The sequence below is a fragment of the Streptomyces griseicoloratus genome (genome assembly GCF_014534645.1).
Lineage (GTDB): Bacteria > Actinomycetota > Actinomycetes > Streptomycetales > Streptomycetaceae > Streptomyces > Streptomyces griseicoloratus.
Genome location: NZ_JACVQF010000200.1, coordinates 47,260 through 59,539, shown reverse-complemented (window position 1 = coordinate 59,539; position 12,280 = coordinate 47,260). Strand labels below are relative to the sequence as shown.

The 12,280-nt window shown below is 69.0% G+C and carries 8 protein-coding genes; 7 read left to right on the top strand and 1 reads right to left on the bottom strand.

Going from position 1 to position 12,280, the window contains the following annotated elements:
* Window positions 1-70: 70 nt before the first annotated feature.
* On the bottom strand, window positions 71-1,228 hold the full coding sequence (locus H0H10_RS20755; RefSeq protein WP_188182534.1) for an ROK family transcriptional regulator: 1,158 nt from the start codon (window positions 1,226-1,228) through the stop codon (window positions 71-73).
* A gap of 286 nt (window positions 1,229-1,514) precedes the next feature.
* Here H0H10_RS20755 and H0H10_RS20750 point away from each other — a divergent pair, with 286 nt between their 5' ends.
* The 7 genes from H0H10_RS20750 to H0H10_RS20720 all read left to right on the top strand — a co-directional run bounded on the left by H0H10_RS20750 (window position 1,515) and on the right by H0H10_RS20720 (window position 12,221).
* A complete protein-coding gene (locus H0H10_RS20750; RefSeq protein ID WP_188182533.1) occupies window positions 1,515-2,660 on the top strand; it encodes an ABC transporter substrate-binding protein in 1,146 nt (381 codons plus the stop codon).
* Window positions 2,661-2,663: 3 nt separating this feature from the next.
* On the top strand, window positions 2,664-3,617 hold the full coding sequence (locus H0H10_RS20745) for a carbohydrate ABC transporter permease (RefSeq protein WP_309141855.1): 954 nt from the start codon (window positions 2,664-2,666) through the stop codon (window positions 3,615-3,617).
* Complete coding sequence (locus tag H0H10_RS20740; RefSeq protein ID WP_188182532.1) at window positions 3,607-4,449, top strand: carbohydrate ABC transporter permease; 843 nt, start codon at window positions 3,607-3,609, stop codon at window positions 4,447-4,449. The genes H0H10_RS20745 and H0H10_RS20740 overlap by 11 nt, the downstream gene beginning before the upstream one ends.
* Before the next feature lie 136 nt (window positions 4,450-4,585).
* A complete protein-coding gene (locus H0H10_RS20735) occupies window positions 4,586-5,884 on the top strand; it encodes an alpha-L-fucosidase (RefSeq protein WP_309141854.1) in 1,299 nt (432 codons plus the stop codon).
* Window positions 5,885-6,025: 141 nt separating this feature from the next.
* Window positions 6,026-7,339, top strand: a complete 1,314-nt coding sequence (locus H0H10_RS20730) for an alpha-L-fucosidase (protein ID WP_188182531.1) — start codon at window positions 6,026-6,028, stop codon at window positions 7,337-7,339.
* 64 nt (window positions 7,340-7,403) lie between these two features.
* Complete coding sequence (locus H0H10_RS20725) at window positions 7,404-8,912, top strand: M81 family metallopeptidase (protein WP_188182530.1); 1,509 nt, start codon at window positions 7,404-7,406, stop codon at window positions 8,910-8,912.
* A gap of 141 nt (window positions 8,913-9,053) precedes the next feature.
* Complete coding sequence (locus tag H0H10_RS20720; RefSeq protein ID WP_188182529.1) at window positions 9,054-12,221, top strand: GH92 family glycosyl hydrolase; 3,168 nt, start codon at window positions 9,054-9,056, stop codon at window positions 12,219-12,221.
* The last annotated feature ends 59 nt before the right edge of the window (window positions 12,222-12,280 follow it).

Below are 12,280 nucleotides of genomic sequence, written 5' to 3'. Positions count from 1 at the left end.
GTACGGGCTCGGTGAGGTGCGGCCGTGTCGGGCCCGTGGAGTGCGTGCGGCGTGTGCGGCGCCGTACGGGCTATGCCCTGGTGATGGCTCCGCTGCGGGCGAGGAGCAGACAGGCCGCACCCCGCGCGTGCTCCGTGTCCCGCCACGGTGCCACGGTGATCTCCAGGTCCCGCAGCGGCTCGATCGCCCCTGCGACGGCCGCGGCGGTGAAGGCCGGGCCGAGGTGGGGCCACAGCACGAGGCTCTCGCCGATCACCTTGACCGCCTTGATCGCGAGGACGTTGACCACGCCGGCGACGCTGCGTCCCAGTAGCTCGCCGGCCTCCTCCAGGACTGCGAGCACCGCCGGCTCCCCACGTTCGGCGGCGTCGACCAGTTCGGAGAGCCCGTACCCCGGTCCGAGCTCGACGCCGGCGCGTCGGGCCCGTTCCAGGAGTGCCGTCTGCCCGACGAAGGACTGCAGACAGCCGCGGTTGCCGCAGTTGCAGCGCGGCCCGGTCCGGTCGACCGGCAGATGGCCGAACTCGCCCGAGAACCCGTCCGCGCCGCGCTGGACGCGTCGCTCCAGCACGACTCCCATACCGAGACCGTCACCGATGCCGAGGACGAGGAAGTCGTCGTGATCACGTCCCATGCCGAACAGCAGCTCGGCCGTCGTGCTGGAACGAAGGTCGTTGTCGACGAGAACCGGCACGGGCAGGGCCCGTCCGAGCTCAGCGGCCAGCGGCAGATCGTGCCAGTCCATGATCGCGGAGAGCCGCACGACGCCCGAGACCGGATCGACCATGCCGGGGACCGCGACGCCGACCCCGCGGATGGGCGTGGTGTTCCGCCGCGCCTCGATCTGCTCCTGCAGCACCCGGGTGAGCAGCGCAACCGGTGACTCTGCCACCCGCAGGGGGAGACGGAACTCGTCGGTGATCTGCCCGTCGAGCCCGACCACGACGCCGGCCAGATGGTCGATGGCGACGCGCAGGCCAAGGACGTGGGCGGCGGTGGGGACCAGTTGAAGCGGTACGCGAGGGCGGCCCTTGCCGGAGGAGGCGTGGGGCTTCAGTTCTCGGATGAAACCTTCGCCGATGAGCCGCCGGGTGTGGTCGGTGACGGTCGCGGTACCTACACGCAGCAGTTGGGCGATCTCCGCCCGGCTGAGCGGTCCGGCTGCCCCGAGCAGCGCCAGGATCTCGGTCTGGATCAGATCCCCAGGTGCCGGGCGTTGTGCCTTCACGTCATCCCCTTTCGGTCTGTGAGCGCGTCGAGTTGGAGCCCTTGACGTCCGATCTTTGCACCTCTACCGTCCCAATTTACTCGGGCCCGAAAAAATACTCGGTCACACCCCCCTTCCCCTACCGGGTGTCGAATGAGGAGGTCAGGCAATGCGTTTGCGTGCCGTGCAGTGGGCCAGTGTCGCGGCGGTGGGAGCACTCGTCGCACTCTCCGGGTGTGCGGGCACATCCGGGGAAGAGTCGGGAGGGTCGAAAAGGTCGGATGGATCGGTCACCCTGAGCTGGCAGATGTGGGCCGCCGGAGCGGATGAGGAGAAACAGCTGAAGCACCTCGCGTCGCTCGTCACCCGTGAGTACCCCGACATCGAGCTGGACCTCAAGACCGCCCCGTTCAAGGACTACTTCACCAAGCTGCAGACACAGGCCGCGGGCGGCGACCAGCCGTGCATCGTGAGCATGCAGAGCCTTCGGCTGTCCGGTTTCGCAGACCTCATGGAGCCGTTGGACGACCTCCAGGGCGCCACCGGCACGGACGGCTTCGAACCGGCCGCGCTCGAGGCCCTGCAGTGGGAAGGCAAGCAGTACGCGCTGCCGATGGACCTCGCCAGCATGCTCATGTACTACCACAAGGATGCGTTCGCGAAGGCGGGCCTCGCCGAGCCGAAGCCCGGCTGGACCGTCGCGGATTTCGAGAAGGCGGCGAAGTCCCTGACCACTAGCGGGAAGACGGGCTTCGGGCTCTCCTTCTCCGACCTCCCCATGCTGACCATGGCGCTGACCTACAACGGCGCCCGCCCCGTCACCGCCGACGGCAAGGCGCAACTCGACGACCCCGCCATGATCGAGGCCTTGACCTGGTACTCGGGCCTGGCCACCAAGGACGGGGCGGCGAGCATCCCGGCCAGCTCCAGCGACGGCGGATGGGCCGAGACCCAGTTCGTCAACGGCAACGCGATGATGGCCGTCGACGGCACCTGGAACCTCGGTTCCACCTCCGCACAGGCGAAGTTCAAGGTCGGCGTGGCGCCGATCCCCGCCGGACCCGACGGTTCGAAGACCTACGTCGCCAACTCCGGCTTCGGCATCTCCAAGAGCTGCGCCTACAAGGAGGAAGCGGTCAAGGCGCTGTCCGTGCTCACCGGACCCGAGGCGCAGAACTACCTCGCCGGGCAGGGCCGCGTCTCTCCCGCCCGCACCGCGGCGCAGCCGGCGTACGAGAAGTTCCTCACCCAGCAGACCGGCGGGAAGACCGAGACGGTCGAGGCCGGGATGGACGCCGTCCGCGACGGCCTCGCCGGCGGAGAGCCGTTCGTGGGAACCCGGAACTGGGACGAGGTCAACACCCTGTTCAGTCAGTATCTGCTCGAGGCCTACACGGGGTCGACGACTGCCGAAGCGGCGCTGACGGCCATACAGAAGAAGGCGGAACGCTGAACCGTGGCAACACGACCGATCGAGCAGAGAACCCGGCCCGCGCCCGGCTTCGCCGCCCGGCCGCGCCCGCGCCGCCGCGGCGGACCCGGTCGCCGGGAACGCTGGTACGCCTACGGCTTCCTGTCCCCGGGGGTCCTCGGGCTGACCGTCTTCACCCTGTTCCCGGTGGCGATGGCCGTCGTGATGAGCCTGTACGACTGGCCCATCTTCGGCCAGCGGTCCTTCCTCGGACTCGACAACTTCCGCTACCTGCTGCTGGAAGACCCCGGCTTCCTCGTCTCCGTCCGCAACACGTTCCTGTTCACCGCGCTGTTCCTGCCGCTCAACGTCGTGCTCTCCCTGGGCCTGGCGTTCTGGATCTCGGGCAGCCGCTGGCAGCAGGTCTTCCGGGTGCTCTTCTTCATTCCCGCGATCACACCGATGGTGGTCAACGCGGTGATCTGGAAGATGCTCTACCAGCCCCAGGGCGTCATCGCCCACTACCTCGACAGCTGGTTCGGCATCGCCGCCCCGAATTTCCTCGCCGACTCCGGCACGGCGATGATCTCCGTGGTGGTCATGAGCGTCTGGCAGGGCATCGGCTACAACCTCATCGTGTTCTCGGCCGCCATCGACGAACTGCCGCGCTCGGTGCTCGAAGCCGCGGAGATCGACGGGGCCCGGGGCCTGAGGAAGTTCCTGCGCGTCCAGCTGCCGCTGATGTCACCCGCGGTCTTCTTCGTCACCACCATGACCATGATCACGTCGTTGCAGGTGTTCACCCAGACCTACATCCTCACCAAGGGAGGACCGGGAGACTCGACGGTGACGATGGTGCAGAACGTCTACGAGAACGGCTTCGTCTCGCGCGACCTCGGTGTGGCCGCCGCAGGCGCGTGGCTCCTCTTCGCCGTCATCCTGCTGATCACCGCCGTGCAGTTCCTCGGCCAGAAGCGGTGGGTGCACTATGAGCACTGACAAGGTCCGCTGGACCCCGCGCCGTCTGGTCTCCCATGTGCTTCTCATAGCGGTGACGCTGCTGTTCCTGGCACCGGTCGTCTACGCCGTGGCCACCGCGCTCAAGCCGCCGGGGGAGACCTTCGCCGACCCGGCCTCGCTCATCGGCTCCCACCTGCGCTGGCGGAACTTCGCCGACATCTTCGACTACCTGCCGTTCCAGCGGTTCATCCTCAACGGACTGCTGGTGGCCGCCATCGGCACGCTCGTCGTCCTCACCGCCTCCTCACTGGGCGCCTACGCCTTCGCCCGGCTGAGGTGGCGTGGCAGGGACGGCCTCTTCCTGGTGTTCCTCGCGACCCTCATGGTGCCGCAGGAGGTGCTGGTGGTCCCGATGTTCATCCTCATGCAGGAGTTCGGCTGGGTGAACAGCTACCAGGCGCTCATCTTCCCCTGGGCCTTCACCGCGTTCGGCACGTTCCTGCTGCGGCAGTTCTTCCGCGGAATCCCGTACGAGCTGCAGGAGGCCGCCACCCTCGACGGCTGCTCGCCCCTGCGCACCTTCCTCTCCGTCATGCTGCCGATCGCCCGCCCCGCGCTCGGCGTGCTCGCGGTCTTCACCTTCATCGGCTACTGGAACAGCTTCCTGTGGCCCCTCATCGTCGTCAACGACGTCAGCGCGCTCGGCACGGTGCCGCTCGGCCTGGAGCTGTTCTTCGGACAGAACGGCAGCCAGTGGCACCTGGTGATGGCCGCCTCCGTCATCTCCCTCGTCCCGACCCTTCTGCTGCTCATCGCACTGCAAAAGCACCTGGTGAAAGGCATCGCCGCCACCGGTCTGGCCGGCCGCTGACCCCTCACGCCGCGGTCCCGGCCACGTCGGCCGGTCGCGGCTCGCCGCGGCCACCAAGGAGGATCCCCTGCTGCGCTTCGACCAACGCACCGGTCCCGACTTCGGTGCACAGACACCCGTTTACCCGTCCGCCTCCGTGCCACGCTGGTACAGGGACGCCAAGTTCGGCATCTTCCTTCACTGGGGCATCTACTCGGTGCCCGCTTGGGGCACGCCTCGCAACCCCGGCGTCCAGACCCCCGTCGAGCTGGAGTTCGTCCACCATCCGTACGCCGAGTGGTACGCCAACACCGTGCGCATCGCCGGATCGCCCACCCGCCGGTTCCACGAGGAGACGTACGGCGTGGGCACCTCGTACGAGGACCTGGCCGACCTCTGGACGGCCGAACGCTTCGACGCCGATGCGTGGATGTCCCTGTTCGCCGAATGCGGCGCACGCTACGTCGTGCCCACGGCCAAGCACCACGACGGCTTCTGCCTCTGGGACTCGGGTACCACCCCGTTCACCGCGGCACGCCGCGGGCCCCGCCGCGACCTGCTGGCCGAAATGAGCGGGGCCGCACGCCGCCACGGTCTGCGGCTGGGAGTGTACTTCTCCGGCGCGCTCGACTGGCACGTCAGCGCGTTCCCGCCGATCCGCTCGCTGACGGACCTGTTCGAACTGCGCCGCAACGACAGGGCCTTCGCCGACTACGCACACGCACAGCTCGTCGAGCTGGTCGAGCGGTTCAGGCCCGACTACCTCTGGAACGACATCGACTGGCCGGACGACGGAAAGGGGCGCGGCGACCGAGACCTGGCCGCGCTGTTCGCCCGCTATCTCGATGAGGTGTCCCACGGCCTGCTCAACGACCGCTGGGGCGTGCCGTACCACGGCGTGCGCACACGCGAGTACCTGACCGAAGACGAGCCGTCCGAGCGGGTGTGGGAGGCATGCCGGGGACTCGGGCAGTCCTTCGGCCACAATGCGGTCGAGGAGGACCGGCATCTCATCGGCGCCACCGAGCTGATCCAGCTGCTCGTCGACACCGTGGCCAAGAACGGCAATCTGCTGCTCAACGTGGGCCCGCGGGCCGACGGCTCGCTGCCCGAGAGCCAGGTGTCGCGGCTGCGCCGGCTGGGGGAGTGGCTGCGGGTCAACGGCGCAGCGGTCTACGGTACCCGGCCATGGCGCCGCCACACCGACGTGGCCGGTCATCCCGTCCGCTACACGACGCGCGAGGAAACCCTGTTCGTGACGGACCTGGCGCCGGGCGAGGGACGGCTGACGCCGGCCCGTGACGTCGCCGAGCTCGCCGCCGGCCGCCCCGCGAGCTGGCTCACCGCAGGCGGCCACCGGAGAGCGGTGACGGACCCGGACGGCACGGTGGTCGTGCCGGAGGAGCTGCGGGGGGCGCCTGCGGCCGTGCTCGCGATCGAAGGAGGCGCCGCATGACGCAGCGGCACCGGGCAGCCGAGCCGGTCGTCGTGCGGTGCTCGGACAGACACGCGGCGACGCGCTGCACCCGTGGCGCACAGCTGGGACTCCTCCGCCGGAGGAGTGACGGTTCACTGACACACTGACGGAGCTGTCACGATGACTTCGCAACGCTGGTTCACCGAGGCCAAACTCGGAATCTTCATCCACTGGGGCATCTACAGTGTCGACGGCGTCGCCGAGTCCTGGTCGTTCTTCGACGGCAGGATTCCTTACGACCGTTACATGGCGCAGCTCGACCGATTCACCGCCGCCCGCTTCGATGCGGACGCATGGGCGGACCTCTTCGTCCGCGCGGGCGCCCGTTATGCCGTGCTCACCGCCAAGCACCACGACGGAGTCGCACTGTGGGACACCGGTGCGAACGATCTGTCGGTGGTCAAGCGGACCCCCGCCGGACGCGACCTGGTCGCCGAGTACGTCGCGGCCCTGCGCCGAAGGGATGTGAAGGCCGGCCTCTACTACTCCCACCTGGACTGGTCCCATCCGGACTACGCCACACTGCGCAGGCCCGACGAGGACCCGGCGGAACGCGGCAATCCCTACTCGATGCCCGCTCCCGGCGAAGAGGATCCGCCCCGGTGGGGGAACTTCCTGGACTTCCACCGGGCCCAGGTCCGCGAAATCCTGGAACGCTTCCAGCCCGACCTTCTGTGGTTCGACGGAGAGTGGGAGAGAACCCCCGGACAGTGGGGAATGGACGCTCTGGCCGCGGAGATCCGTATGCGCTCCCCGCACACCGTCGTCAACGGCAGACTGACCGGCCACGGCGACTACGCGACGCCCGAACAGGGCGTGCCCGTCGAGCCACCCGCCGGCCCATGGGAGCTGTGCCTGACCATCAACGACTCCTGGGGTTATCAGCCCCGGGACACCCGCCACAAGTCGCCGAGGCAGCTGGTCCGCATCTTCGCGGAGACCATCGGTGGTGGTGGCAACCTGCTCCTCGACGTGGGTCCACAGGCCGACGGCACCATCCTCCCGGAGCAGGTCGCCCGCCTGGAGGCCCTGGGGGAGTGGATCGGCCGGCACTCCGCCGCCGTCTACGGGACGGATCGAGGGATGCCGCACGGCCACTTCTACGGCCCCTCGACACTCTCCGCCGACCGCAGGACGCTGTATCTCTTCGTCTTCGACCGCCCCAACGAATTCGTGGTCCTGCGCGGTGTACGCAACGCGGTGACCTCGGCGCGGGTGCTCGGCGCGGACACAGACGTGCGCCACGAGCGCGTCGGCGGCCTCGGCGAGGTACCCGGGTGGGAGTACATCCACCTCTCCGACGACGACCTCGACCCGCTGTGCACCGTGCTGGCCCTCGAACTCGACGGCGAACTCGACCTCTACCGGACGCACACGCGAGATCAGGCGGCGTCCGATGGGTCGCATGCGGTCACCGGCCATGACCACACCTGACGTCGGGCACGGGCGGCCACCCCGTAGGCCCCGGCAACCACCCCTGTCAGCTCGCGGAGGAGCCATGCCAGCACCCCGTCCCGTGATCGCCGTCGCCGGTCTCGGTATCGAGTCGTCCACGTTCTCGCCGGCCCGTACCGAGGCCCCCGCCTTCCACCCGCTGCGCGGCGCCGACGTCCTCACCCGCTATCCGTTCCTGGCGCACGGGCAGCCCCTGCGCTCCGCTGCCGATTGGCGTGGTTCCCTGGTCGGCAAGGCCCTGCCCGGCGGTACGGTGACGGCGTCCGCGTACACCGACCTGTCCGGCGAACTCATCGACCGCCTCAAGGAGCTGGGGCCGGTCGACGGCCTCTGGTTCGACATCCACGGCGCGATGACCGTCGAGGGGCTGGACGACGCCGAAGCGGAACTGCTGGCCCGTATCCGTGAGGTCGTAGGCCCGGACGTGATCGTGTCCACCTCCATGGACCTGCACGGCAACGTCTCCCGCGCGCTGGTCCACCTGACCGACCTGATCACCTGTTATCGCATGGCTCCGCACGAGGACGCCACGGAGACCAAGGAGCGCGCCGTCCGCAACCTCGTCGACCATCTGGCGGGCGGCGGACCTCGTCCGGTGAAGGCATGGATCCCGGTGCCGGTGTTGCTGGCCGGCGAACAGACCTCGACCCGCGTCGAGCCCGCCAAGAGCGTTTACGCGGCCGTCGAGGAGGTGGAGGCGGCCGAGGGGGTGACGGACGCCGCGGTCTGGGTCGGCTACGCGTGGGCGGATGAGCCGCGCAACCGGGCAGCCGTGGTCGTCACCGGCTCCGACGAAGCCGCCGTCACCACCGGGGCCGAGCGTTTGGCTCGTGGCTTCTGGGACGCGCGACACGACTTCGCCTTCGTCGCCCCGACCGGCACCCTCGACGAGTGCCTCGACGAGGCACTCGCCTCCACGGCGCGGCCGTACTTCGTCAGCGACACCGGCGACAACCCGACGGCGGGCGGCGCCGGCGACGTCACCTGGAGCCTCACGCAGGTACTGGCCCGCCCGGAGTTCCAGGAACCGTCCGGCCCGACCGTGCTGTACGCCTCGCTGCCTGGGCCGGCCGCGGTCGATGCGGCCGTACGGGCGGGGGTCGGAGCGACGGTCACCGTTACCGCGGGCGCTGAGGTCGACGACCGGCACGCCGGGCCGCTCACCATGACCGGCGTGGTACACGCGGTGCGGCACGGCGACCGGGATGCGCAGACGGAGGTGGTGCTGCGGATCGGCAGCGTACACGTCATTCTGACCCGACTGCGCAAGCCGTACCACTACGAACACGACTTCACCGACCTCTCGTTGAACGCGCGCACGGCCGATGTCGTCATCGTGAAGATCGGCTATCTGGAACCGGAGCTCTTCGCCATGGCCGCCGACTGGAAGATGGCGCTCACCCCGGGCGGCGTCGACCAGGACCTCACGCGACTCGGTCACCACCGCATCCGCCGGCCGATGTTCCCCTTCGACCCGCGGATGCCGGACCCGGACCTCACCGCCCGGATCATCGCCTCCTCGGACCGTCCGCTCAGCGGGCCCGAGGAGTAAGGCTCCGGCCGGCGGGCATCGTCTCCTCGGCCGGTGACCCACCCGCATCTCGTCAACGATCCGCTCAGCGCGAGGCCTTGACGGGACACTCGGACGTGACAACGATGTCACAATCTGTCATCCGACCTCTCAGGAGGCTCCATGCGATTGCCGAGACCAGTCCGTCTGGTCCGTATCCTGTCTGTGCTGGCCTCTGCGGCTGTCTTGATCAGCAGTGCGCCGGCGACGGCCGCAGTCGCGTCACCAAAGGTAGGACCACCGTTCCCCGAGGATCCGACGACGTATGTGAACACCTCGATCGGGAACAACGGGTCGGGAACGACGTTTCCGGGGGCGGCGCTTCCCTTCGGGATGGTGCAGAACAGCCCGGACACCCGGCTCAACTCCTACGCCTCGTACGACTACGCGGACTCGAAGATCCTCGGATTCAGCCAGACGCACCTGTCCGGCGTCGGCTGCCAGACCGCAGGTCACTTCCGGCTGATGCCGGTGCCCGGTGGCTTCCCCGGGACACAGCCGAACAAGCAGGCGGCCGGTTTCCGCCACGCCGACGAGCACGCCGAGCCCGGGTATTACAAGGTCGGCCTGGACAACGGGGTGACCGCCGAGCTGACGGCGACCGAGCGGACCGGCTGGCACCGCTACACCTTCCCGGCGCACACCTCTCAGCGCACGGTGGTGCTGAACGTCGGCTCGAGCAACGGCTACACCTACGCCGGCCACGTGGACGTTGTCGGGGACAACACCGTCGAGGGCTGGATCACCGGCGGCAACTTCTGCTGGGAGACGGGGAAGGAGCGGTACAAGATCTTCTTCAGCGCCAGGTTCGACCGGCCCTTCGACACATTCGGCACCTGGGCGGACGGCGGCGAAGTCACCTCGGGCCGCCGGTCGGCGGACATCAGCGGTACGCCGTCGGACGGCTCCCGGGCCGACGGCGGCGCGATGGTCGGGTTCGGCGGCGGTGGCCAGGTCGGCGCGAGCGTCGGCGTCTCCTACACCTCGGTGAACGGCGCCCGGCTCAACCGCAGCGCCGAGAGCGCGGGCCAGACCTTCGACTCCGTCAGGGCCGCCGCGCACCGGACCTGGGCACGCCAGCTCGGGCGGCTGCAGGTGTCCGGCGGCAGTGACGCCGACCTGCGCACCTTCTACTCCGCCCTCTACCGCGCGACGCTCCACCCGTCGGTCGGATCCGACGTCGACGGCCGGTACATGGGCTTCGACAAGCAGGTTCACCGCAGCGACCGGCCGTACTACCAGATGTTCTCGCTCTGGGACACCTACCGCGCGCAGAACCAGCTCGTCGCGCTGCTCGAACCCCGGCGCGCCACCGACATGGCGAAGTCGCTCCTGCACGTCTACCAGGACGGGGGCTGGCTTCCGCGCTGGGCGCTCGGTCCGAGCGAAACCAACGTCATGAGTGGTGAGGGCCCGACGCCGTTCATCACCTCCTTGTACGCCCGTGGGCTGCTCGACAAGCCCACCGCACGGTCCCTGTTCGACGCGCTGTGGAAGAACGTCACCGAGGTGCCGGCCGATCAGTCGGTCTTCCGGGGCCGCGACGGCAACTCGACCTATGCGCAGAACGGCTGGATCGGCTACCAGGACAAGGGTGGCTACACCTGGGGCGACTCCCGGCAGGCAGGCTCCGCGACGCTGGAGTACGCGCTGGCCGACTGTGGCCTGGCCGACATGGCCCAGGGCCTCGGTGAGCGGGCCAGGGCCAAGACGCTGCGGGCACGGTGCGCGAACTTTGCCAACGAGTGGGACTTCGGGGTGAGCTCCAAGGGATTCGACGGGTTTCCACGGGCCCGCACCCCGCAGGGCACCTGGGTCGGCAGTGCCGACCCGACACAGAGCACCGGATTCCACGAAGGCACCCCATGGCAGTACCAGTGGCTCGCGCAGCAGGACGTCCCGGGACTGTTCGCGCTGATGGGTGGCAGGGCCAAGGCCGAACAGCGACTCGACACCTTCTTCGACATGCCGGAACTGCTCCGCGACCACACGCAGGTGGCCAAGAAGTCGTGGGTGGTCGGGGCCTACGACTACCACAACAATTTCGCCTTCAATCCGAACAACGAGCCCGATCTGCACGCGCCCTGGATGTACGCGTGGACCGACCGGCCGTGGAAGACCTCCGCGGTGCTGCGTGCGGCACAGCCGCTGTACACCGACGACGCCCACGGCATGCCCGGCAACGACGACCTCGGCACCGTATCGTCCTGGCTGATCTGGTCCATGATCGGTGTCTACGAGGTGATGCCCGGCTCCGGCGAGTACGTGCTCACGGCTCCGATGTTCGACCGGGTCCGCATCCAACCGGACGGCGGCCGCCCCGTGGACATCACCGCACCGGGTGCGGACCGGTCGAAGCTGCAATACGTGTCGTCGGTGCGCGTCGGCGACCAAGCCTGGCCCAAGTCGTGGATCTCGCACAGTGATCTGCTGAGCGCGGGCAGGATCAGGTTCGCCCTCACCTCCGACCCGGCGAGCACCGACTGGGGCCGGGAAAGCGGCAGTCAGCCGCCGCGCCACGGCACGACGCAGGCCGGCGTCCGCCCGTTCTCCTCGGTGCCCGACGCCAGTCCGGCGCTGCTCCAACCGGGCAAGAGCCTTCAGGCGAGCGTGGGAGCGGTCAATCTCTCGGCCTCGCCGGTCAGAGCAGCATTCAACGTCGTCCCCTCCGACGGCATCACCGTGACACCGGCTTCGGGCAATCTGACGGTCGACGCCGGCGGCCGGGCCGCCACCCCGGTGACCGTGGCCGCGGACGGCTCGGCCCACCCCGGCCCCCGCACCGTCGAAGTCAAGATGACGGATGCGTCCACCGGTGAGCCCCTCGGCAGCACGTTCATCGCGCTGAAAATCACTTCCCTCTCCTACGGCAGGCCGGCCACGCAGAAGAGCACCGACTGGGGCGGCGCGGCCTCGCGGGCGGTCGACGGGAACACCGACGGCAACTTCACCGTCGGCTCGGTCACCCACACCGCCGAGGACGGCTCGCCGGAAGCCTGGTGGCAGGTCGACCTCGGGGCGTCGAAGGCCATTTCCGACGTCACGGTGTGGAACCGCACCGACTGCTGCTCGGAGCGCCTGACCGATTACTACGTGCTCGTCTCCGACACCCCGTTCACCAGTGACTCGCTCGCCGCGACGCTCGCACAGCCCGGTGTGACCGCCATCCACCGTACGGACACCGCCGCCACACCGACGATCGTCCCGATCGAGGCCACCGGACGTCATGTGCGTATCCAGCTCGCCACCACCGCGCCCCTGTCGCTCGCCGAGGTCGAGGTGAACCCGTGATGACCACACCGGCACGCACTGCCCGGATCACAGCGAAGCCTGAAGTCGAAGAGAAGGGG

Coding starts and splice junctions, on each gene's coding strand:
- H0H10_RS20750 (WP_188182533.1), top strand. CDS start 1,515: ATGTGGGCCGCCGGAGCGGATGAGGAGAAACAGCTGAAGCACCTCGCG.
- H0H10_RS20740 (WP_188182532.1), top strand. CDS start 3,607: ATGAGCACTGACAAGGTCCGCTGGACCCCGCGCCGTCTGGTCTCCCAT.
- H0H10_RS20730 (WP_188182531.1), top strand. CDS start 6,026: ATGACTTCGCAACGCTGGTTCACCGAGGCCAAACTCGGAATCTTCATC.
- H0H10_RS20725 (WP_188182530.1), top strand. CDS start 7,404: ATGCCAGCACCCCGTCCCGTGATCGCCGTCGCCGGTCTCGGTATCGAG.
- H0H10_RS20720 (WP_188182529.1), top strand. CDS start 9,054: ATGCGATTGCCGAGACCAGTCCGTCTGGTCCGTATCCTGTCTGTGCTG.